This is a genomic window from Carboxylicivirga taeanensis (genome assembly GCF_051851475.1).
Classification (GTDB): domain Bacteria; phylum Bacteroidota; class Bacteroidia; order Bacteroidales; family Marinilabiliaceae; genus Carboxylicivirga; species Carboxylicivirga taeanensis.
In genome coordinates this window covers 65,057-89,051 of record NZ_JBPUSJ010000003.1, presented here as the reverse complement: position 1 = coordinate 89,051, position 23,995 = coordinate 65,057, and the positions used below count along the sequence as shown (strand labels likewise).

The following is a 23,995-nucleotide window of genomic DNA, read 5'->3' as shown; positions in this document are numbered from 1 at the left end:
CAGGGTTCTTTAATTATTGGTTTGCTGGCTGATGACGCACGTTAATTTGTGTTCAACTACTTTACCATCAGGGCTTATTTGCTGACAAAAAACAATGTAAATTCCTGGTTGAAGGGCTGCTCTGTTTTCGTTTAAGCCGTCCCAAATAAAATAGCCTTCGCCAGACAAGGTGGCATTGTTGACAAGGTATCTTACTTCCTTCCCGGTTGCATCAAATATACGAATGGACATGGCTGTCCCCGCTTGGGGGCTGGTATAAAATATCTGCAAACGGTCATCAATGCCATCGCCATTGGGTGTAAATACTTCAGGAGCTAATGTAATGCCTCCTTCATTCGGGTGTGTGCCTAGTGTTTGTTGGGAGTTCAGATAGCCAGGTGTGGCAAAGCCTGCCGTAGATGCCGCCGAATGCCAGTTACTTAGTTCATGTGTAGGCCGCTCCCATGATAATCGTTCAAGTGCTATGCCTTCTTTATCCTTAAGTAGGTCGAAGTGCATTTTTTCGTTATAGCTAAGCATATCAAGTATTTGGCCATACTTATTGCAGATAACAACTTGACCTTCATCATCCGGATAGGCAGGTAGTTGGCCTGTTCGAATGAGTGTGCTTTCATCCGTAACGCGATAGAGTGCCTTTATGGACTCAATGTCAATTGATATGGCCACATAGGAGTGCGGAAAGAGCAGGAATGGCTTGGACACTTGGTGAAGCACTTCAATGTTGTTATTTTCCACATCCGCAAAATAAACATCTGCCAACTGGATTATTTTGTCAGACCGATTATATAGCTCCACAAAGTCGCTGCCTTCAGGGTATGGATTAAATAGCACTTCGTTGATGAGAAGGTCCCCGCTTTCCAGTGAATCAGCCAGGCCAAATGCTAAAGGGGCAGTTAAGTCTATTGGATGATTACTCAGATCGGTGATGGCCATCTCTTCAATCAGATAGGGCACATTGATGGATAACTCCTCTGAAAAATGAAGATTCAATTGCTGGAGAAACACAGAGTCGAAGCTTTGGTGGGAAAGGCTCACGGCCGGACTGATTTCTATTGGTGTATTGTCGGTGAGTAGCATTGTCTCGCTAAAGGTGATGCTCAGGGTTTGTGGATTCACCACCTCGATTTTATCTATTCGAGGGGCTTCATTGTCCTGGTTGTTTTGATTCGTTGAGTTGATGGCACCTGGTGTGCCGCCACTTAAATCCATGCACCAGTTAAAATTCGTCACTTCGTTACTTAAGTTAAAGGGGTCAATACGTTCTACAGACCATCCGCCATCGCGCTTAAATGGTTCACCATTAACATGTGTGGGCTTGTATCTGTAAGCGTCTATGATGGCTGTTTGTTTATTCCTCAGCACCATGTCAAAGCCTGAGTTGTTTAAGGCAGGCATGTTGTTTACCATCACTGTGGGCAGCCGGTGTTCCCATTTCGATGCGTCTGCGGCATCTATTAAACAGATAAAGGACTGAGGAGCCACACTCGAATCCGGAAGCTCTACCAGGCGATCGTTAATAAGCAGTTGCCAGTTGCCAAGTGAAATGTCGAAGGAGGTTGTATTAAATAATTCAATATACTCTATTTCCGGGAGGTCCATTGGGGGCGTTGGGTCGGCCATCCATTCATTAAAAACAATGTCGAAGCGTTTGGGATGATAGTACATGAGCTCTGCTTCAATAAGCGATAAGGTATCGCCAATCGCATCTGTCAACCCTTCGATGGTCAGCTGGTAGCTCTGCCCTTCGTTGAGTTGATTCGAAAAAGTAAGTGTAAACTCTTGCTCATCAGCGGTGGTGATGTTTTCAATTATGAGTGGAGAAGTTTCCAGCAATAGGGTGGTTGATTGAAAGCTAGCGAGAGGGACCGGTTTTGAAAACGATAGATTTAGTGTTTGTGCATCAAGTAGTTCAATAGCGGTAGCTTGCGTGAGCTCGTAATCAAAAGTAAAGCTCGTTTCGACCATGGAGTTGCCATTTGCATCTTTTATGCCAGATACAATGAGCTGTTCATTGCTGCTGTCATTCAAAGGAGGCACAAAGGTTAATGTGATGGTATTATTTGCCTCATCATAACTAAATGCTGCTGGCCGGCGTTGTGACAGTTTCAGCAGGAAGTTATCAACAGTGAGGCTCGCAGAAGCCAGGGCCTCGTTAAATGTGAGCTGCATAGATGAGCCATTAATGAGCTCAAAATTTGTGATTTCCGGAGGTGTTTTGTCAGAAAATGGTTGGCCACTTACCTCAATATCATCAAGAAAGAATTTATCGGCACGTGTGATGGTGTACTTACATACCCAACCAAAGCTGACAGAAGGTGTGCCCCAATCAAAAGCGGCTGTACCTTCAGTTTGCCAGCCGCTGCCCAAATCCGATTGAACCAGCCATTCGCTGGCGGCGCGCGTAACCCTTATTGTGACATCAACATTGGAAAGGCTGAGTCTTCCGCTTGCTCCCTCCACCATTTTTTCTTTATGACCGTCTATCACCCTATAGAGGCAGATATTATCGGCGGTGTTACCTAACTCAACAAAAACCGCATTGGTGGCGTTGATGAGCTGGCTGTCGTTGCTTATCAGATATACCTGGGCCAGGTTGCTGGATGAAGGATTAAAGTCCATTCGTACGCGGAACTGCCAGGTGGCTTCTTCGACAACCAAGCATGAGGTGCTAAGGAAGGAAGTACCCGCTTCGGTGTCGTTTAGCTGGAGCTCTTGATTTTGATTAACGATAAAACGATCCGACTGACCTGCCCAATGAGGATTATTTGTAAAATCATTGTCGCTGAAAGATTCATTTATTTGGGCCAACGTATGCAAAGGGAAGCATACCAAAAAGATAAAAATTCGCACCATAGGGTTAAGGGTTAATGTAAATATTTCTATTTTTGTAACCGAACGTAAGCAATAAACAATCCACCAACACAATACAATTTAACACAATTTGCTTACTATGTAAAGTTAATTTCACTATGGAAGCTGTATTTTTTCTTTCAATATGTAAAAATGTAGCTTATCAAATCTAAATTTTTGAGTAATGAAAGTAGCAATTGTTGGTGCTAGTGGCGCTGTTGGACAAGAGTTCCTTAAGGTTTTGGAAGAGCGTAATTTCCCCATGGATGAGTTGGTGCTGTTTGGTTCCAAAAGAAGTGCAGGAAAGAAAATTACGTTTAAAGGCGAGGAGTTAACAGTAAAAGAACTTCAGCATAACGATGATTTTAAGGATATTGATATCGCTTTGACTTCTGCCGGAGGAGGCACGTCTAAGGAGTTTGCCGAGACGATTACCAAGCATGGAACCATCATGATCGATAACTCAAGTGCTTTTCGTATGGATGATGATGTGCCGTTAGTAGTGCCGGAAGTGAATGCAGAGGACTGTAAAAATGCGCCCCGTAATATTATTGCCAATCCCAACTGTACCACTATACAAATGGTAGTTGCTCTCAAGCCTATTGAAGAGCTGTCGCACATTAAACGGGTACATGTATCAACCTATCAGGCTTCGAGTGGGGCTGGTGCAAGTGGCATGCAGGAGCTGGAAGAGCAGACCAAAGCCATTGTAAATGGGGAGGCAACAAAAGTGGAGGCTTTTCAGTATCAGCTGGCAATGAATCTGATTCCGCAGGTAGATGTTTTTACCGACAATGACTATACCAAGGAGGAGATGAAGATGTTTAATGAGACGCGTAAAATTATGCATAGCGACATTGCTGTGAGTGCTATGTGTGTGCGTGTTCCTATTCTTCGTGCACACTCAGAGTCAATTTGGGTAGAAACAGAAGAGGCTATAACTCCTGCACAAGCCAAAGCTGCATTCTCAAAGGCCGATGGAGTTATTTTAATGGATGAGCCAGCCGACAAAAAGTACCCCATGCCATTGTTTTTAGCCGGAAAGGATGAAGTTTTTGTTGGTCGCGTGCGTCAGGACTTAGCCAATCCTAATGGCTTAACATTCTGGTGTGTGTCTGATCAGATTAAGAAGGGAGCCGCATTAAATGCCGTGCAGATTGCCGAGTATATGATTAAAGAAGGTCTTATAAAATAACGGCACATTAGTAGGAAAATAGAAGGGGAGTAATGCACATTGGCAATTACTCCTTTTTTATTTGCGCTTTTTTTTAGGTTTCAGGTCAACCTGATAGATTTGAATGCCACGTGATTTACCTTTCAGCTTAATGGTGTCTATTTCTTTTATTTTAAATTCCTGCGGGTTACGCAGCGTTTCGTAAAGAACTCCTGAAATAAGTAAACTTTTTTTGTAATGGTTACACATGGATTCGATGCGGGCAGTGGTGTTCAATGTGTCACCGTTGTATGAGATATCGCGCTTAAACTGTCCCACCTGTAGCACCATAATCTCGCCTACATGCAAGCCGGCTTTAAATTCCGGTACCAGGCCATATATGGTATCGTAAAAAAGCTTTCGGCGCCTAATCACTTTCTGAAAAGCAAAGAATGCTTTCAGGCAATTGTTATTACGCACCCCTTGTTTAAGATTCCATGAGATAATGGCTCCATCGCCCAGATATTGGTAGATATCGGCATTGTAGTTTTCAACAATAGCGAGATCGGCAAATACATCCTGCACCAGGTAACTGAATTTTTTATGGCCCAGTTTTTCGGCAAGTGTTACCGATGATTTCATGTCGATAAACATGAAAATGCGTTTTTCAACCCTGGGTTTATTGAGGGTGCCGGTGATCCAGTGCATAAAATTTACTACGCCTATTTTTCGAAAAACGCCCCTTAAAACACTGTTAAGAATGCACGATAGGTAAAACCAGACAAGAAAACGCGTATGTACGAGGTTCAGGTGGGGCATATTCTGATAATACACCTGAAAGTGTTTCAGTTGTTCCAGAGTAATGTTTTTATTGGCTGAAAAGAAAATGATGAGTAGTGCCAGTGCCAGATAAAGCAGGAAACGCAGCAGCACCATTATGCGGATAGGAGAGAAGCGCATCAGTTTATCGGAGAACAACAAGTCGAGGCTGGTGTATAACACCGCCAGCATGCCCGCCAGCAGCACAGTATTGCCGTAAATATCATCTTTCGAGAAGAGCTTGAAGTAATTGATAAAAGTCGACTCGTCTCCTGTTATGAAAACATATAAGGCTAATGACGCCAGCCAGAATAAGAGATGATAAAAAAACGAGTGAAAAAAGTTAAGGGTGCGTATCTTGAGCTTATCCAATAAAAACATGATGGTATCAATAGCAAAATGGGATGCATTTTAAACCTATGTTTACCTTATCAGCAGGGAATTGTTACACTTTTGGGGAATAAAATTCATTTGGTTGATTTTGCCCTTGGCTCTTAAGGTGATGCAAAAAATAAAGGGAATGACTGGCACTCCCCTTTTTGTATATTTTGTTGGATACTGCTATTCAACCTCGCCTTCCTCGTTATATGAGTTGTATAGATAATCGTTGAACGGAAAACGCTGACTGTGTATTTTTTTCACTTCATCGTAAATCATCTGCTTAAACTGCACAAAGTTCACTTTGTTTTTGGCCGAGATGAAGATGCAGTTGGGCTGTTTTCCCATCCAGGTCGTTTTTAAATCTTCAAGCGAGTAATTTTCTCTTGTTTTTGGGGTTAAGTCGTCTTCCTCTTTCGGAGTATACTCATAAGCATCTACCTTATTAAATACCAGAATGGACGGCTTTTCCCGGTTATCGATTTCGCTGAGTGTTCTGTCCACCACTTCAATTTGTTGCTCAAAGCCCATATGAGACACATCCACCACATGCAGCAAGATATCTGCTTCACGCACCTCGTCTAAGGTTGATTTGAATGATTCTACCAAATGGTGAGGAAGTTTACGAATAAAACCAACGGTATCGGCCAGAAGAAACGGGATATTATCGACCACGACTTTACGAACAGTGGTGTCCAGTGTGGCAAATAGCTTATTCTCAGCAAATACTTCGGATTTACTCAGCACATTCATCAGGGTACTTTTGCCCACATTGGTGTATCCCACCAGTGCAACGCGTACCATCTTGCCTCTGTTTTGGCGTTGAGTGGCCATTTGCTGATCAATTTTTTTCAGATCAGTTTTTAATTTGGCAATCTTATCACGGATGATCCGGCGGTCAGTTTCAATCTCTTTTTCCCCGGGTCCGCGCATTCCAATACCACCTCGCTGACGTTCCAGGTGCGTCCACATGCGTGTCAGGCGTGGCAGCAAGTATTGGTATTGCGCCAGTTCAACCTGCGTTTTTGCATGGGCTGTTTGGGCTCTTCGGGCAAAAATATCGAGAATGAGATTGGTGCGATCGAGTACCAATACTTTTAATTCTCTTTCGAGGTTACGCAATTGCGAGGGAGATAGCTCATCATCGAAGATGATTGTTTTGATCTCATGCACCTTCATAAAGTCAATTATCTCCTGCAATTTACCCCTTCCCACATAAGTTTTGGGGTCGGGCATGGTCAGGTTTTGCGTAAAACGCTCAAAAGGAATAGCGCCTGCTGTTTCAGCCAAAAAGGCTAATTCATCCAGATACTCATTAACTTGCTGTAAGGGTACTTCGGGTGTTTTAACTGCCACCAATACCACTTTTTCTAATTCCTTTTGTGATGAAGGACTCTCTATCATGTAGGCTCTCTTTTAAGTCTGTAATTGATTGACAAATATAGTTGAATTTAGAGCAACAAAAAACCCCGCATATGCGGGGTTTTTTATATTGTTACCGTAGTAGTTACTACTGCAATACAAAGTTGATAGGCACAGTGTAAGATACTTTCACTGCTTTACCTCTTTGTTTACCTGGCTTCCAAGCTGGCATCGCCTGTACTACACGAATCGCTTCTTTATCCAGGTTAGGGTCAACACCACGGGCAATTTTTACATCAGTAACTTTACCTTTTGTGTTAACAACGAAAGATACATATACACGTCCTTGAATACCGTTTTCCTGCGCAATAACAGGATACTTCACTGATTGTGCAATGTACTTGCGTAATGCCTCTTCACCTCCAGGGAATTCAGGCATGTCTTCTACGATAAAGAAGACCGGTGCATCGTCAGACTCTTCTTCTTCCATGGCTAGGTCTGAGAAATCAATCTCTGTCTCCTCATCCATTTCAGTGTCTTCGATGTCTAATTCTTCATCCAGCTCCACATCATCCTCAACAATGTTAAGTACGTCGGCAACCTTTGGTGGTGGCGGTGGTGGTGGTGGTTTCACTTCTTCTTGCCTAGTGATAGGCATGATTTCTTCCTCGGCTTCAAGCTCTTCCACCATCTCAAACTGAGATGCATCCACATCGGTAGTGGTCCATTCGAACGCAATTAATACAATTGCTAATGTCACAACTAACCCGATCTGCATGAAGACGCTTTTCTTGTTCTCAAGATCTGCCTTCGGCGACTTTTTTACTTCCATAATAGATCAAAGTTTTGGTGCCTAAAGATAGCTATTATTACCAGTTTTTCTCAATTCAAATAAGACCAATTTGGCCTTCACCCAAATTTTGAGTGCATAAAAATAGAATTTTAAAATCAAATTTCATTCAAATTTTAATAGTTTTTATAGCTGATGTCAAGAGTAAAGGTTTAAAAGGCTGAATGATGATAATTATCAGATGTCACTTTTTTATTTTTCTATTGTTAGAATTAAAAAAAGATCTATATTTGCAGCGCTAATGACAAAAGGTGATTAGTGAAACAATAGAAATGATGGGGGATTAGCTCAGTTGGCTAGAGCGTTTGACTGGCAGTCAAAAGGTCAGCGGTTCGATTCCGCTATTCTCCACATTGAAAATAAAGGCGTTCGGGAGCTTCCATCCTGGGCGCTTTTTTCGTTTATACCTATTCTTGGTAATCAATAAGGGACCACGATTCTTCTATTTCATTAAACCGGAACAGCTACAAAATTTGGGGCGGGGTAGTAGCTTTTTTACTATTCCCTAAAAGGATGATTATGCCCGCTAATACCTAATATTCTTAAGTTTAGGGATGCACTGTCCTAATAAGAGAGATTATACAAGTTTAATATTAAGTCGGAATTATTACATATTTCAGTCATATTAAACTTATTAAAAATCGAATTTAATTTGAGTTTAGTATGAGTTTAATATGACTTTGCTTTGAGTTTAAGTGGTTGTTGGCTTGTCACAGGTATGGACAGCAAATTGTTTATTGCATTTCGAATCCGTTCACCTAACTTCACCGCCCAACATCGGGGCTTCGCACTACGGTTGACCAGCATGCTGTGAATGGGGCAATCGTTGAGGAGTCGTGGCTCCATAAAACCACTGCATTTATAGCTATTGTATTCATCGGGGACAATATCTTTTTCTTCCAGAAAAATTTTCAGCGTTTTGTCATCAATATACTGCCCGTTATTGCCTTGCTGAAAATCTACAATCGTACAATAATCTAATCTATCCAGTGGTAGAATAAGCCCTTATAAAGCGGTAGCATGTGGTTATTTATAATCCCCACAAAGGCGGCGTCCTTTAAATTCAGACTCAACTTTTGTTCTTAGCCCCAAAGCTCTCTCCCTTGTTTAGAGTATTTACAAAGCAATATTGTTTAGGTATTCATTCGTTAACCGATAGTTTGTTTTTTATACCAATGGTTTAGAATGGGTGCCAGTCTTTATTTAAAAGTGGCTCACTATTTAAATAAGTGTCCTTTGGTGATTATAGTCCTGAGTTTATGTAAAAAACTAAGGGACAGTATTCTGCCATATTTATATATTCTTATAAGATGTTTATTATACAAGTTTGTTAAGAAAAAAGGGAAACCTGTGAGTGCTATTGGCGTATGCAGGCGAGGAAAGAGTTTTTAATTTTTATTAAACATTATGAAAAAACAACTAGTCATGTTTATGGTCATCATGTTGACCATACTATCTGTGCTGCCTTCTTGTAAAAAGGATGATGATAAGCAGGAGGCAACCACCGGAATTATTGAAGGGACCATTACCAATCTGGAAACTTCGGCAGCTATTGCTGATGTGCGCATTATTGTTTTCGATGCCAACACCAATTCTCCGGTTGAAAATACCTATTCGACCAATGCCGAAGGTAATTATACAATTGAGTTGCCGTTTGGCACCTATTATTTAAAGCTATATTGTCAGGGATATGAGAGTGTTCCACGCCCAGGTGAAGCTGCATTACCAATTGCTGTGGTTGTTGAAGAAAAAGCCGTTGCTGACTTTCAAATGACGCCAAGCCTTGTAGCTGATGGTGGCATTATTTCGGGCACAGTCAAAGATGCAGAGAAACTTGTGTCTGGTGCATTGGTGATTGCCGAAAATGGAGAAGTGGCTTTTTCATCTGTAGCCGATGCTAATGGCAACTATTTTATCTATAACGTACCGGCCGGTACTTATTCGGTAAAAGGTTGGAAAGCAGGCTTTAGCAGTGAGGTTCAGGACCTGACAATCGCCGCATCTGAAGAGAAATCGGGTGTAAATCTGACCTTAGTTCAAGATGCTGTATCGAATGTAATTGGTACGATTACGTTTTTGGCCACTGAAAATAAAGAAGTAGATGTGTCCTTAGTTCATCCCCTCACCCAAGAAACTATTCCAGGTTTATCAACAAAAACTACCGGGGGTAAATATGCACTGGAAAGCGTTCCTAATGGCACTTATATTGGTCGTGCATCGTTTGAGAACGATGGTTTGGTGCTAGATCCTGATTGGGTCGTGAAGAACGGTGGTGAACCAACTATTCAGGTTAACAATGGTGACGTTCTATTGGATTTTAGCGTAACAGGAGCTGTTAGTCTGAAGGAACCAACCAATACTGCCGAAAGTACCCAACCTGTAGAGGTTAGTAAGGAAGGCCTTAGTTTTTCCTGGACTCCATACTCCAGCGCCAGCGATTATGTTATCGAGGTAATTGATAGCAATGGCAAAGTCATTTGGGGCGGTTTTACAGCCAACTGGAGCCAAAAGAATGTAGTTATTCCAAGCAGTCAAACAAGTGTAATATTTGATGCAGATGGTTCGGCAGCTGCAGCATTGGAGGTTGGTAAAACCTATCGTTGGCGTATTTTTGCCAGTAAGGATGACAAGCAGTCTGCTACCGGCTGGCGATTGATATCTGTGAGTGAAGATCAGATGGGACTGATTAAAATTGTAGAGTAAACTTATTCCTCCTTAATTAGATAAATCCCCGTAATGGTCTCGCTTTTGATGATTACGGGGATTGTTGTTTTTACCTGCTAACTCTGTGTGATGTTTCGAATAGAATTATGCTTTTATGCAGATAAAAAAAGAGGCCTCCACTAACTGGAAACCTCTTTTACCACTATAAGTTGTATGTTTTAGGATGTTAATGAACACCCTTATTTTACAAAGCTGTTCAAGAACTCGCTATTGTCAGCTACCCATTGTTTAGCAGCTGTTTCTTTATCTTGGCTTTCTTCCATTTTAGCTAGTAAATCAGACATTTTAGCGTCGTCTAATTTAAAGTTGATAAAGTATTTAGCAGCAAAAGCATCGTCTTTTTTAAAGCCTTTGCGTGCATAGGTTTCAATGCGTTCAGTGCTGCCATAAACCCCTTTAGGATCCTCCAGAAACTTAAGGTTCATACGGCCAAATTTCCAGTGAGGCGCCCATCCGGTAACCACAATCCACTCGTTTTCCTTGTAGGCTTTCGAAAGCTCTGTAAGCATTGCTACACTCGATGAGTTAACATGGTCCAGTTTAAGTTGGTACTCTTCCACTGCTATATCGGTTTTGCCGGTGATACCAGCACCTTTTTCAATTCCTATAATCTGACCATCAAATTTGTCAGCATTGGCATTGAGTTCTTCAATTGAGGAGATGCTTACATAGTCGGGCACAACCAAGCCAATACGGGCATTCGTATATGAGGTACCTAATGGTTCGATTTTCCCTTTAAATTTAGCTACTTTCTCTTTGTGTGTTACAGGTAACCAGGTATCCATAAATACATCAGTATCGCCGTTCGAAAGCGAGGCAAATACCAAGTCAACTGCAGCTTTCTTTAGTTCTACAGAGTAGCCTTTAGTTTGAAAAAATTCCTGAGTTACATAGGTCATAGCAACTCCTTCAGCCCATCCGTCTACATAGGCTATTGTTATTTCTTTTTGTTCGCTATTGTCTTTTTTGGAATTCATATTACAAGATGCCGTAAAAACAGCCATTGCAATAAATAAAATTAGTTTGTTTTTCATTTTTTGAATGTTAAACGTTTTACATTTAAAAGCCTGGATTACCTCCAAAGCTTTTTTACTTTTTATGACCAAATGCCTGAGTAATACGGTCGAGAATAATGGCGAGGATAACAACAGCTAACCCGCTTTCAAACCCCAGTCCAATATCCAGGTTGTTAATCCCTTCCAGAACTTTTTCGCCCAGCCCGCCGGCCGCGATCATTCCGGCAATAACCACCATTGATAAGGCCATCATAATGGTTTGATTGACTCCTGCTAAGATGGTGTGCAGTGCCAGTGGTAATTCCACTTTTTGCAAAATTTGCCTGTTGGTGGCTCCAAATGCTCTGGCGGCTTCCACCACGTCCTTTGGTACCTGCTGAATACCAAGGGTGGTTAGTCGCACGGCAGGAGGCATGGCAAAAATTACTGTTGCAAATGCTCCGGGGAGTTTTCCAATACTGAAAAACAATACTGCCGGTATGAGGTAAACAAATGCAGGCATTGTCTGCATCAAGTCCAGCACTGGCTTAAGGATTTTATTTACCAGTGAGTTTTTGGCAGCCCAAATACCCAGTGGGATGGCCTGAACCAAGGCAATGATGGTTGATACAATAATTAGTGCCAGAGTTTGCATTGTTTCTACCCAAAAGCCCATCAGATAAATAAGAACAAGGCCTATTGCAGTGAATATAGCACCCCCTTTGCCTACTTTAAAGTAGGCCAACACTGTTAGCAGTGCAATTACTGCGTAGAATGGAAGGAAGAGCAAGAAGCTCTCAAACCCTTCAATGGCACCATTTCCTACATTCTTAATGATATCGAACAAAAGGGCAAAATTTTCGGTGAGCCAGTTCACCAACTGCTCTACATATTTCCCTATATTAATTACCTTATCCATATTATTGATCCATTGCTTGTTCTTTTAAATCTGCTATTTCATCCTTATCAAAGCGTGTTGCTTCAATAATCAGAGAGGCCTGTGCGACAATTCCCTTAAGGCGGTTGGTGTCTTCATCCACTACAGCTATTGGCGTTTTGGTATCACTTATAAGTGGTAGCATATCTTCCACTGTATAGTGTTTGTAAACACTTGGCACTTGTGTGGTAATAAAATCATCAATGGAGTCGGCTTTTTGCTTAACTGCCTTAATTACTTCAGGTAGCCAAACAAACCCTTGAAACCCTTTGATTTTATCAACAACTGGTAAAACATTGGTTCCGTTAGCGCGCATTTTTCTTAAAATACCTTCAGGACCATCTTTGCCCAGTTGCACAACCGTCGGTTTTGTAAACATTAATGATTCAGCAGTCACGATGGTTTTTCTGTCGACTTTTTCAACAAAAGCTTTGACATAATCGCTTGCCGGATTTCGAATGATATCCTCTGCTGTACCAATTTGTTCAATCACCCCGTCTTTCATAATGGCGATCCGATCGCCTAATTTGATAGCTTCATCTAAGTCGTGCGTGATAAACACAATTGTTTTTTGCAGTTTTTCCTGCAGCTCAAGCAGCTCATCCTGCATGTCCGACTTAATCAAGGGGTCGAGTGCCGAAAAAGCCTCATCCATAAGAAGCACCTCAGGGTTGTTAGCCAAGGCGCGGGCCAAGCCCACACGCTGCTGCATCCCACCTGATAACTGGTTGGGCTTTTGATTTTCAAAGCCTTTAAGTCCAACCGTTTCTAAAGCTTCCTGTGCTTTTTTATGTCGCTCTTCTTTTTCTTCTCCTCTAATTTCAAGACCGAAAGCGGCATTTTCCAATATGCTTCGGTGTGGCAGCAAGGCAAATTTCTGGAACACCATACTCATTTCGGTGCGTCGGGTCTCCAGTAATTCATCATTGCTTTCTTTTGTAATGTTATCGCCATTAACCCAAACCGTGCCGGAAGTGGGCTCAATCAGCCTGTTTATGCAGCGCAGGAGTGTTGATTTACCGCTACCAGACAAGCCCATAATCACAAAAACTTCACCTGTTTTTATTTCAAAGCTTGCTTTGTTAACACCAACCGTACAATTGGTTTTTTCCAGTATCTCTGCTTTGCTTTTTCCTTGATTCAAAAGCTTTATGGCAGCGGCTTTGTTTTTACCAAAGATCAGGGTCAGATCTTTTACTGCGATTTTATGTTCCAGCTTTTCCATATTTAAAAGTAATAGCCAATATTTATATTAAATCGAGCTTCCCACTCGGCATCCGGGTTACCAGCACCCAGTCCATGTGTCCACTCAGGGCCTAACCACGGCTGGTTTTTTCCCATGGCATAATCTACGTAGGTATAAATCGAACCTGATGTTACCATCACGCCTGTTACATTCATTAAAGTGTCTTCAAAGTCCTTTTCAGCTTTGTCCATGTAACCAAAGTCGTTGTAGAAAGTTACGTTAGAAATCGGGTTCCAGTCAACAGGCACACTGTAAGACACGCCCAATGTATAAGTTGCTGCCTCGGCTGCTACCATATAGGCAGCACCATAAGCCACCATTGCAACCAGTCGGTCATCTTGTCCTTCAGGGTGTTCGGGGTTCATCTTATAATAAGTGGCAGCTGCTTTTAATCCAAATTTGTTTGCGTTCAAACGATAATGACCTGAAACAGCATAGCGGTCACCCGATTTTTTTGTGTCTAAATTATATAGTCCGCCGTATTCTCCGGAAAAACCAATTTGCTGCGAAAAAGCGCCTTCACCTATATTATAAGCAAATCTGGCGTTGATTTGGTTCACTTCTTTGTTTCTGTAAGCCATATTCTCATTATCGGCTATTGAACCAATGTCGTATGAATAGCGATTGGGATCGGCATCAGTTGATGAACCGAATCGCATTTCCTCAGCATTCTTAAAAAACGCCAGATTAATGTCCCAGTTGCCCGATTTGGTGGTGTACTTGATTCCCATGTCATGGTCATCTTCCAGTCCAATGTAATAGTTAAGGCTAAAGAACCAGCTGTTTGAGTTATAGGGAGAAAGACCAAAAGGCACTTGTGTTAAACCGAGCTGAAGGTTATTGTTCTCATTAAAGTCGTATCCAACCCAGCCTTGTTTGAGCATAGCTCCGCCAAAACCGCTCGAATAGAACCGATACTCAGCGTTCAGTTTAAGTCCTTTGTACTTCGCTTTGGCATTCAATCGAAAAACATCGAAACCAAAATCTCCACCGCGGTCTTTTTGTCCTTCTTTCCATGACGAGTAGTTGTAATTAAACCTGAGTGCGCCGCCTAGTTCTAACTCGGGTGATGATTTTTCTTCTTGTGCTATCAGGGTTAGGTTGCAAAATGCTAGCATGATAGCCGCTCCAATAGTCTTTTTAATGTTCTTACTTGTAAATCTCATTAATAAAAAGTTTCTATTTGTATATTTATTCAATGCGAATTGCTTGTTTAACGTAAATTGATTGGCATAAAAAATCAGGCGGAATGAATTTGATGACCCATAACGCGCTGATAATATTGTCCGTAAAAAACTAGAATGCTGCAAAAGTACTCAAAATTGAGCACATAGGCAAGAAAAGTTCTATACGAACAATATGAATTGGTGCTTAGCGTGTTTTGTGTTGTCGTAAGCTTGCCGAGCCAACAGTCACATAATAAGTGCTTTTGTGGTTGAAGACGCTGTTTTGACCGGCGAAGAGGATGGGGTATTATTTTTTTGCATTTTTGGTTTTTCGTTTCTTATTCGATTCGCAATGTTTTTGAAAGTTTCACTCACTCATTCATCAGATAAGAGTTTAACCTTAAGTGGTGTGCGTCGGATTTGTGCGTGTTATCTTGTGTGGAATGGGTTGATTTGCAAATTGCCACAAGAGGGGAGTAATGCGCAGGTAATTCAGTTATAATGGTTGGGTTTCTAGGTTTATTTTCACAGATATAATGCATGTCCTAACTTTTGGGGGTAGGGACTCTCTTGTTGGACTTATAGCGCCTGTGTGGGCATAAATGTGCGTATACGACTGATGGGCTTGCTGTGTGCGGGTGTTTCTTAAAGCAGCCCCTCTGCTTTACTGATAAATGTGTACCATACCACAAGGGGCAATGGTACACATTATGAATTTTATATTTTCTTTTTTTGTAGGTGCTCAGCGTAATAGGAGTTCAATGACTTATAAAAGCTATAGCAAAGAACGATAAGGAGTAGAGCGAAGGGGAGGCCGGTTAGAACAGATGCAGTTTGGAGAGCTGTTAAGCCACCTCCAACCAGTAAAATGCCTGCAACAATGCCTTCCATGGAGGCCCAGAAAATCTTTTGACCTACCGGAGCATCGTGCCTTCCACCGGATGTTAATGTGTCGACAACCATCGAGCCCGAATCGGACGAGGTGATAAAAAAGCTGGCTACCAGCACCACCGCAAGAAACGACGAAATAAAGGCGAGAGGGTATTGCTCCAGTAATATATAGATGGCTGTGGCAACATTGTCATTAACCGCATCGGTAATGGCTGCGTTTCCGGTTAGTTCCTGGTAAAGGGCGCTTCCTCCAAATACCGACATCCAAATAAATGTAAGTATTGTTGGTACCAGCAAAACGCCAAGAATAAACTCTTTCACCGTTCGTCCCTTTGATATGCGGGCGATAAAAATACCAACAAATGGCGACCACGAAATCCACCAGGCCCAGTAGAATACCGTCCAGGAGTTTTGCCAGTGTTTTGCTTCATTGATGCCTTTGTAGGATTCTGTCCAAAAGCTGAGTTCGAAAAATTCATTGAGGTAGTGGCCGATGTTTTGAACAAAGGATTTGAAAATAAAAACGGATGGGCCTACCAAAATAATAAAGACCATCAGGATAAGGGCAAAGCGCATGTTCCATTCGCTAAGCCGACGGATGCCTTTGTCCAAGCCCAGCACTAACGATAGGGTGGCCAGACCTGTAATGGCGGCTATTAATCCAATTTGTACTCCGGTATTTAGTCCGAGGCCAAAAAGGTAATTAAGTCCGGCATTCACTTGTTGCACCCCGAAGCCAAGGGAGGTGGCTAAGCCAAAAATTGTAGCTATTACAGATATAATATCTATCGCATCGCCAATTGGCCCATAGATTTTATTACCCAAAAGCGGGTGGAAAATTGAGCGAATGGTTAGTGGTAATTTTCGGTTAAATGTAAAAAAGGCCAGGGCCAGTCCAACCACAGCATACACCGCCCAGGCATGAACGCCCCAGTGGAGAAAGGTAATGCCCATTGCTGATTTTGCAGCATCAATTTTATCTGAATTGTCGATTAATGGGTTGCTGTTGTAGTGAAACACAGGTTCGGCAACACTCCAGAATAGGAGGCCAATTCCCATTCCGGCACTAAAAAGCATGGCAAACCATCCGGTTTTAGAAAACTCTGGCCGGGCATCTTTACCCCCAAGGCGAATCTTGCCAAAGCGGCTAAAACCCAAAAATAGGGCAAAAACTAAGAGCGCATTGACCATCAAAATAAAAAACCACCCCGTGTTGTTCGAAACTGTGGACTGGATTTGTGTAAAATACTTTTCCATTGGTTTTCCAACCAGTAGGGTGGTCATTACTAAAATTGCAATCACAACCAATGAAGTAATGAAAACAGGGCCATTGGCCTTAATTCCTAAAAATGTGCGCTTATCGCTTCTCTGATACTTCTGTTCGTTCATAGTCAACTTTATAATTGATGTAATAAGGCATCTTTAGAATAGACTTATTACGTGTGTTTTGTAAACAATACGTTTCGTTTAGCTAGGTCGCAGAGCGTATTTCGATATACAAAAACGTAAGGACACATGAAAAATGCCTTTGGTATGTCGAAACTAGGTCGAACAGAAATAATATGCAGTATGGTTTGGGTTTGGGAGTGGTGTTGAATTATTAGGTAATTGAGCTCTAATTATTGGCATTATTTAGAATGTAATGCGCTAATAATTAGATTGAGTGTATTTAAATGTTTTTATCTCAACTAAAGTGGCTTTGATGCACTCGGCAGTTAGAATTAGAAAAGCAAGAATAGAGCGTTTTCTTCAAATTTTCAACTGCACCTTCCAACAACATCACTCTTATGCATACTATTTCCCTGTTCTAAGTCAATGGGTCGATTAGTCTTTGTCTTTTAATGTGATTAGATGCCACAAGCGACTTAAACTAATAGGTTTGACGAATAATGAGGGCGCGAAAGTAGCCACTTTAGTTGAGATTTCCAAATGTGTTCTATGCGAACACATTTGGCATTGTCTGCTGTATAATACTTTATGAATTTTTAAGCCAGAAGGTTAGACCGGACATAATGAGTTCAATTGAAACGGTTCCCAGCAAGAGGGCTATTACCCTTCCTGCTATATCGATGTACTGTTCGATTAATTCTTCTTTTTTTGTTTGGATGCGATCGTGAACCAGCTTTAAAAGAATAATAATTGAAATACACAGCAGGATGGCAGTAGCTATGGCCAGCAATGCCATGGGCTTATCAAGGCGTTCGCCAATAATAACACTATAGCTTATGGTGCCTGGGCCAATGAAAATTGGCATGGCAATGGCACCGGCTATGTGTTTAGACTCGCCTCGTAGCGACTCTATGGACGCGTTCCCCTTAAATACGAACTGGATGCCGGTTAGTAAGAAAACAACCCCGCCAAATATCTGAAAGGATGCCATTTGGGCATTGAACACACTGCTAAAGATGCTATCGCCCAAAATGGCGAAGCAGGAGAAAGCAACAAAGCTGATTACTCCTGCTCTAAACAGTATTCTAACAAATAGGTGTTTTGTTTTCTTTTTTACTATGTCTATTAGGTAAACGATTAAAAGAAAAGGATTTAGCAGTACTAGTAGTAAAAGTACTGAGTGCACAAATTCTTCCATTATTATTTTACTGTTTTATTCGTTTATCGATGTATTTTGAATTAATAATTCGGAGAACACCCATGTAATCCATTTTAAACTCAACGAGGTCGCCAACTTTGTAGTTTTGAGTGTTCTCCTTCAGGTCTATTACCAGCATGTCTGAGCTGGCACCTACAAAACTGATTTGCTCATCAACAGGTGTGATATGTTCTTCGTCTACATCCAGAAGGCCGAGGTCGAGAATGGCCCGTATCGATGTTTGTCCAATTTGTTTATCATCAAACTCCACTTCATGGCCTTCTACATTAAGGCCCATTTCGCCCATCGGAACCAGTGGTTTTTCTCCCAGTTCAATAATTTCTGAGTACAGCCTAAATACGTCTGAATGCATTTTTTTGTACGGTGTGTTATTGTACACATCGGTACCCAGGAATAGGGTTTCGCCCACGCGAAAATGGTTAATTCCCTTTGGTAATAGCTTCTGGAATATGAGCGGAATGGTAACTGATGAACCACCGGAAACAAATTGGATGTGCTTGTTGAAGCGTGCTTCTATCAATTGTTCGTACAGGCAAAGTTGTATGAGCTTGTCGTGGTTGGGTAAAACGCCATAGAGGCAGGAGAGGTTGGTGCCGATGCCAACCACTTCAATGTTTTTAAGTTGAAACACCTGTTTATAAAAGTTCATAAAGTGGTCGCCCATTACTCCTTCTCGCAGTTCACCCAACTCAATCATTATGATTATTTTGTGCACTGTTTTTTGCTTCACTGCTTCTTCAGATAGCAGACGGATGGTGTCTATCTCTGTATTTAAACTGATAGAGGCGTATTTGACAACGCTGGCAACCGCTCGTTTGGCCGGTGGTTTGATGTAAATGGTTTCCACATCGGGATTGAGCTGCTTTATCATTTTAAGGTTGGAAATTCGCGAATCGCAGAAGCTTTTTATGCCCAGGTCGTGCAGTACCTTTAAATAATCGCGGTTGCCACAAAGCAGTTTGGATACTACCGACCACTGAATGTCGTTGCTCTTAAATATCTTATTCAGATAGTTAAAATTCTTTTTTAACTTATCTACGTCTAGTGTGATAAAAGCCATATTACTTCGTGTTGTTAAACGAATTAGTGAATCTCATTTCAGCATATTTAGATTGAAAGCCGATGCGCTCATAGAGGCGTTTAGCCGGATTGTCGTATTCTACGTGTAGTTTGATGTCTCCTTTGCAGTGTGAAAAGGCTGTTTCAATAATTTGCTGGCCAAATCCTTTTCCGCGGTACTGCTTGTCAACGGCTACATATACCAAAATATTATCAGGGATGTAGCCGCTCATGCCAGTGTGGTTCATAACGAGTGCGCCAACCAGTCGATTCTCATGGAATGCAGCTAATGCAAATCCGCCTTCACTTTTTTCGGTTGAGAAGGCATAGTCGAGGCATTTATTGATGTCGGCTTTGGGGTCGCCATATTCACCGAGGTGAGTGAATAAAAAATCGACGTATTCATCTCTGGTAATGGTTTTAAAGTCGTCGTTGGATGTGTACTTGTGTATTTCAAGCATGGTTGTAAAATTTAAGTTATTGTTGATTGTTGTTATATTTCTTTTAAAAGAAAGCGTTTGATTTTTTCAGTGAGTTTAGATAAAAAAAATACACGCCTGCTTTTGTTTAATGATGTCTGTGTTTTTTTGGACGTTCGCTGCTGCTCTTTCCTCTTATTGCTATAGTATCTTATTAAATTAAACCGATCATTCATAGCTGTGTGTTTAGTGCTTAGTTATTTTTAATGATTGAATCATTTCGTTGTAAGCGGCTAATGAAATCTTCGGAAAAATAGGTGATGGCTGAGGCTGCAATACCGGCAATATTTGCGTCTAATCCAAATATTAATTTCACCTCAAAGATAATTAGAGTTAGCGTGGTGATGCCTCCAATAATCATTGCGGCCATGGCAGCATTGGGGTTAGGCCGTTTTGCAAACAGGGCAACTAATACCGGAATAATCATGCCTGAGACCATAAACGAGTAAGAGTGAAGCATGAGGTCAAGCACGCTGCTTACCTTGAGGGCAATAAACAGGGCCAGCACCCCAATTATCAGAGTGATAAGTTGTGAATAGCGCAGGTTATTCTTGGATTTATGCAGGTTGAACACATCCGTCAGGACGTTCCCCGAGGCGGCCATCAAACAGCTGTCGGCAGTAGACATGATGGCAGAGAAGTAGGCGGATAGGACTATTCCCATGAGTCCGGCCGGCAGAATGGTGCGCAAAAGGATAGGTAGGCCCATTTCAGCATCCATCTCAGAAAGGGTGTAGTTGGTTATTACGTCACTTTCCAGGGCAACCCGTGCAAACATACCTAGTGTTACGCCTAAAAATGCCATTAGCGGGTATTCGAACAAGCCCGCAATTAACCAGCCCCGTTGAGCTGTTTTTGTATCCTTGGCCGCATAAATGCGTTGGTACAAAGTCATGCCAATAAACCAAATGGGCACAATGGTAAACATCCAGTTAACAATTTGCGACCACGATACTGCAGTAAGGCTTAGGAAGTCTGGATCTAGTGTGGCTCTTATTGTTTCGATGCCGCCTATTTTGTAATAGGCAAACGGGAGGGCTATAAAAAGCAGGCCACCCATTAAAATAATCCATTGAATAGTGTCGGTGTAGATAACTGCTTTTAAACCGCCTAAAACGGTGTATACAACGGCTATTGTGCCCATAACCAGCAAGGCTGTTTCAATTGAGAGGGCGGGGAAGGTAGACGATGCCAGCTTTGCACCGGCCAGTATTTGTGATGACGAGAAACCGATGTAGCCAATGGCTGATATGATACCGGCAAACAAGGCCACTTTCTTGTTAAAGGCGCTTTCGAGAAACTGGGGGAAGGTTAAAAAATTTCTTTCGCGAGCCAATTTTGAAACTTTTGGGATCAATAAAACGGCACTCAGCCACGCGCCTATAAGTCCGGTAAATAAAAGCCAGCTGCCTGAAAGGCCCATTGTAAATCCCAATCCACCCAAACCAATGGAAAAACCACCACCAACATCGGTAGCAACCACTGATAAGCCGATGTGTGTAGCGTTTAATTTTCTTCCGCCTACGTAATAGTCGTCAGGCGTTTTGTTGCGGAGCATAAAGAAAAATCCAACGCCAAGCATGGCTACCAGATAAACGAAAAAAATAATTAAATCGATTATGTGCATGGATAATAAGGTTTTGTAACGGTTGATTTGTTTAGCAGGCAATCCAACGTTTTATGGTTGGAGTTGATGCAAAATGTTGCCGGGAGAGCCACCTTATAAAATGCTTGGCGATAAAGCCTACTGATTCGCATAGGATTTGCCTGCCACGTCAAGCTTGTTAACAGTGCACTCCGTTTTACCAAGTGGGTAGTTACTTGGAATTTTAAAGATAAGTCGCAAAGGCTGAGCGGTCTCACAAGACTTCAACTGCTAATTCGAGTTTGGTTGTCCGGCCTTTGTATTGAATATAGCCTCTTGAGATAAGGGAGAATATAAGTTCTTTTCCTTTGCTGTAAGAGAGGTTGGTCTGTCTAATGATTTCGCCATAAATGCACTCCTTATTTTTACTAAGGAGTGCCAGAATCTCTTTTTCTTTCTGATTATTTAAAGTTTCGAGTTTAATAGTTTGTACGTTATTCATAACAGCTATGTATTATTGAGTTGACGTCTTTGTTTCGTTGTAATACTTACAGTTGCTCCAGCCTTTTATGCCTCTTCTGCAGAATACATTCTGATAGATCTTCAGAGGCGGCTCCAGCTCAGCTTTTTTGCCAAGGTATATATCGCAGTTGGCGGCTAGAGGACATAATAAGTTTTGTGCCATGATGCTTTTTTTATAGGTGTTTATACAGGATGTTCATGCTTTCAATCTTGCCCGCAATGTTGGTGTTTTTTATGAGTGTACCACCATACTGGTAGTTGGCCCTTAAAAATGTTTTGTTCATTGGGATGGAGTTGAGCCTGGCAATTGTGTACAGTGAGTTAATGCCTTGCTTTTTCATTTCCCACTCCATGGTTTGCAGTATTAAGCTGGCCAGTCGGTTGCCCTGATGTGCTTTTAGCGTGGCAAAATCAGTCATTTCTGCATTGCCTCCCTTAGGATCTACTTCGGCCGAAGCTACAGCAACAATCTTACCGTTGTACTCAGCACCATAATAAAATACATCGTTTTGCATGGCTTCGATCAGGTAGCTTTCTTCCTGAATTGGGAACGGGTAGGTGGCAAAAATATTATCGTAAATAGTTGCGATCATATTCACATCCTTGATGCCAAGCGGACGGATAACATAGCGGGAGGTGGCCGATGGCTTATCATTTCTTTTGATGTACAGCAACTGTCCCAGATCGTTGAGTTTTTCTTTTTCAACATTGAGCTGGCGCTGTGTGTTAAGAAATTTCGACACAAAAAACACATCCTCTTGGCTGTTGTAAAATCGAGGAATGGAGGCTTCAAGGATGAAGCCATGTGAATAAAATAAAGGCGCTGCCCATTTCGGGATTTTGCAAAAAATCTTTGTGTAGTCGGCCTCCTGAGCCAGTTCTATTAATTCGCCAGGAAGTGTTAAGGCATCCTTCTTATGCATCTTCATCAGGTAGATGCGATCGTTGTGTTTACCATGTTGAATCAAAGAACCGTTGCCAACACTTTCGATTACATCATTGATTATCATCTCTTCTTTGTACGCGTTCATTGTTTTCTGGTATTAAGGAAATTACACTTGATGAGTCAGATAAAAGTTGTTCGATACCAATGCTTTCTGACTCTGTATTTTTATTGTATTCAGGGTTAAGGTCACAATCGTTGCATTGGCTGTCGCATTTTCGTTGCTTGTAATTGTCGGGTTCTTTATAGGTAGTTATAACCCCCTCGTAATTGCGAAGAATTACTTTATTGGTCGACCATGATATGATATAGTTAGGCATCACCGGTATTTTACCACCGCCTCCGGGAGCATCAATAACATAGGTAGGACGGGCAAAACCACTGGTATGACCAACTAGGCTTTCCATAATTTCGATGCCTTTGCCAACAGGGGTTCTGAAGTGGGAGAGCCCTTCGGATAAATCGCATTGATACAGATAATACGGACGCACGCGATTTTGCACCAGCTGATGCAGCAGTGACTGCATGACTTTAGGACAGTCGTTTACATTCGCCAGGAGAACAGATTGGTTCCCCAAAGGAATACCTCCGTCTGCTAATTTAGCCAAGGCTTCTTTTGACGATTCTGTGATCTCGTTGGGGTGGTTGAAGTGAGTATTTATCCATAGCGGATGGTGCTTTTTTAATACACTTACCAGATTATCCGTAATGCGGTAGGGCAGTACAACCGGCATTCTAGTTCCTATACGAATTATCTCAACATGTGAAATTTTCTTAATTTCCGATAGGAGCCAGTCTATTTTGCTATCAGGAAGCATTAGTGGGTCACCGCCTGAAAGCAATACATCACGCACCTGCTTGTTATTGGCAATGTATTCAATGCCTTTCTCCAGTTGGCTTGTTGAAGGAACATAATCGGTATCGCCCACTTTGCGCTTGCGGGTGCAGTGGCGGCAGTACATGGCGCACATATTGCTCACATGGAACAACACCCTGTCGGGATAGCGATGGGTAATGCCTTCCACAGGACTGTCTTTGTCTTCGCAGAGCGGGTCTGCCATGTCAGAGCTCAATATTGACAGCTCGTCTATTCCGCCAAATGCCTGCTTGAATACAGGGTCGTTCCTGAAGTTGTCTTTGTTAATTAATGAAAGGTAATACGGTGTAATTGAGAGAGGGAACTTGTCAAAAGTTTTTTCCAGGTCTAACCGTTCGTCGGAAGTAAATTTTATACCGGTTAGGTACTCAAACTTTTCAATACTTTGGATGGAGTTTTTTAGTTGCCATCTCCAGTCTTTCCAGTTATTAGCTTTACTACTTGTCTCAATTCTATTTGCAATTTCTTGTTGAATTTCATTATAAACCATTAATCTTCGGGATTGTTTCTATGCGAACAAAAATATATAAAAAACATGAAACTGCCTAATA

The 23,995-nt window shown here is 41.8% G+C and carries 19 protein-coding genes and 1 tRNA gene; 3 read left to right on the top strand and 17 right to left on the bottom strand.

The genetic code is table 11. The features are described 5' to 3' along the window. Positions 1 to 9: 9 nt before the first annotated feature. The gene (locus ACSX1H_RS05735; protein ID WP_439182839.1) at positions 10 to 2,853 is read right to left on the bottom strand and encodes a lamin tail domain-containing protein; all 2,844 of its coding nucleotides are present in this window, start codon (positions 2,851 to 2,853) and stop codon (positions 10 to 12) included. A 181-nt stretch (positions 2,854 to 3,034) separates the two neighbouring features. On the opposite strand from ACSX1H_RS05735, the gene ACSX1H_RS05730 reads away from it, so the two are divergent. Continuing rightward, on the top strand, positions 3,035 to 4,045 hold the full coding sequence (locus ACSX1H_RS05730) for an aspartate-semialdehyde dehydrogenase (protein ID WP_439182837.1): 1,011 nt from the start codon (positions 3,035 to 3,037) through the stop codon (positions 4,043 to 4,045). 57 nt (positions 4,046 to 4,102) lie between these two features. Here the strand turns inward: ACSX1H_RS05730 and ACSX1H_RS05725 are convergent, their stop codons facing one another. The 3 genes from ACSX1H_RS05725 to ACSX1H_RS05715 form a co-directional block, all read right to left on the bottom strand. After that, positions 4,103 to 5,203, bottom strand: coding sequence for an adenylate/guanylate cyclase domain-containing protein (locus ACSX1H_RS05725; protein WP_439182835.1), 1,101 nt, complete (start codon positions 5,201 to 5,203; stop codon positions 4,103 to 4,105). Between the two features lie 180 nt (positions 5,204 to 5,383). Beyond that, positions 5,384 to 6,604: a GTPase HflX gene (hflX, locus tag ACSX1H_RS05720; RefSeq protein WP_439182834.1), complete on the bottom strand. Its 1,221-nt coding sequence runs from the start codon at positions 6,602 to 6,604 to the stop codon at positions 5,384 to 5,386. A 106-nt stretch (positions 6,605 to 6,710) separates the two neighbouring features. Then, complete coding sequence (locus ACSX1H_RS05715; RefSeq protein ID WP_439182833.1) at positions 6,711 to 7,340, bottom strand: energy transducer TonB; 630 nt, start codon at positions 7,338 to 7,340, stop codon at positions 6,711 to 6,713. 349 nt (positions 7,341 to 7,689) lie between these two features. Here ACSX1H_RS05715 and ACSX1H_RS05710 point away from each other — a divergent pair. Both ACSX1H_RS05710 and ACSX1H_RS05705 read left to right on the top strand, forming a co-directional pair. Further along, a tRNA-Ala gene (locus ACSX1H_RS05710) sits at positions 7,690 to 7,763 on the top strand. A gap of 1,056 nt (positions 7,764 to 8,819) precedes the next feature. Continuing rightward, positions 8,820 to 10,115: an MSCRAMM family protein gene (locus ACSX1H_RS05705; protein ID WP_439182832.1), complete on the top strand. Its 1,296-nt coding sequence runs from the start codon at positions 8,820 to 8,822 to the stop codon at positions 10,113 to 10,115. A gap of 200 nt (positions 10,116 to 10,315) precedes the next feature. Here ACSX1H_RS05705 and ACSX1H_RS05700 read toward each other — a convergent pair whose 3' ends face one another. The 13 genes from ACSX1H_RS05700 to kamA form a co-directional block, all read right to left on the bottom strand. Beyond that, entirely contained in the window at positions 10,316 to 11,170 is an 855-nt protein-coding gene (locus tag ACSX1H_RS05700) for a glycine betaine ABC transporter substrate-binding protein (protein WP_439182831.1), read from the bottom strand. A gap of 55 nt (positions 11,171 to 11,225) precedes the next feature. Next, entirely contained in the window at positions 11,226 to 12,050 is an 825-nt protein-coding gene (locus ACSX1H_RS05695; RefSeq protein WP_439182830.1) for an ABC transporter permease, read from the bottom strand. Between the two features lies 1 nt (position 12,051). Further along, entirely contained in the window at positions 12,052 to 13,293 is a 1,242-nt protein-coding gene (locus ACSX1H_RS05690; protein WP_439182829.1) for a quaternary amine ABC transporter ATP-binding protein, read from the bottom strand. A 2-nt stretch (positions 13,294 to 13,295) separates the two neighbouring features. Then, a complete protein-coding gene (locus tag ACSX1H_RS05685; RefSeq protein ID WP_439182828.1) occupies positions 13,296 to 14,480 on the bottom strand; it encodes a porin in 1,185 nt (394 codons plus the stop codon). A gap of 717 nt (positions 14,481 to 15,197) precedes the next feature. Next, a complete protein-coding gene (locus ACSX1H_RS05680; protein WP_439182827.1) occupies positions 15,198 to 16,760 on the bottom strand; it encodes a BCCT family transporter in 1,563 nt (520 codons plus the stop codon). Between the two features lie 586 nt (positions 16,761 to 17,346). Next, positions 17,347 to 17,958: a MarC family protein gene (locus tag ACSX1H_RS05675; protein WP_439182826.1), complete on the bottom strand. Its 612-nt coding sequence runs from the start codon at positions 17,956 to 17,958 to the stop codon at positions 17,347 to 17,349. A 7-nt stretch (positions 17,959 to 17,965) separates the two neighbouring features. Then, positions 17,966 to 19,039 carry an alanine racemase gene (locus tag ACSX1H_RS05670; protein WP_439182825.1) on the bottom strand — a complete coding sequence of 358 codons (1,074 nt, stop codon included), beginning with the start codon at positions 19,037 to 19,039 and terminating at the stop codon, positions 17,966 to 17,968. Between the two features lies 1 nt (position 19,040). Next, positions 19,041 to 19,499, bottom strand: coding sequence for a GNAT family N-acetyltransferase (locus tag ACSX1H_RS05665; protein WP_439182824.1), 459 nt, complete (start codon positions 19,497 to 19,499; stop codon positions 19,041 to 19,043). Positions 19,500 to 19,710: 211 nt separating this feature from the next. Next, positions 19,711 to 21,144 carry a sodium:solute symporter family protein gene (locus tag ACSX1H_RS05660; RefSeq protein ID WP_439182823.1) on the bottom strand — a complete coding sequence of 478 codons (1,434 nt, stop codon included), beginning with the start codon at positions 21,142 to 21,144 and terminating at the stop codon, positions 19,711 to 19,713. Between the two features lie 232 nt (positions 21,145 to 21,376). Beyond that, complete coding sequence (locus tag ACSX1H_RS05655) at positions 21,377 to 21,604, bottom strand: hypothetical protein (protein WP_439182822.1); 228 nt, start codon at positions 21,602 to 21,604, stop codon at positions 21,377 to 21,379. A gap of 12 nt (positions 21,605 to 21,616) precedes the next feature. Next, positions 21,617 to 21,787: a hypothetical protein gene (locus ACSX1H_RS05650; protein WP_439182820.1), complete on the bottom strand. Its 171-nt coding sequence runs from the start codon at positions 21,785 to 21,787 to the stop codon at positions 21,617 to 21,619. A 10-nt stretch (positions 21,788 to 21,797) separates the two neighbouring features. Further along, the gene (gene ablB / locus ACSX1H_RS05645) at positions 21,798 to 22,655 is read right to left on the bottom strand and encodes a putative beta-lysine N-acetyltransferase (RefSeq protein ID WP_439182819.1); all 858 of its coding nucleotides are present in this window, start codon (positions 22,653 to 22,655) and stop codon (positions 21,798 to 21,800) included. Next, on the bottom strand, positions 22,621 to 23,934 hold the full coding sequence (kamA, locus tag ACSX1H_RS05640) for a lysine 2,3-aminomutase (protein ID WP_439182818.1): 1,314 nt from the start codon (positions 23,932 to 23,934) through the stop codon (positions 22,621 to 22,623). Before kamA ends, ablB begins: the two co-directional genes overlap by 35 nt. Positions 23,935 to 23,995: the final 61 nt, after the last annotated feature.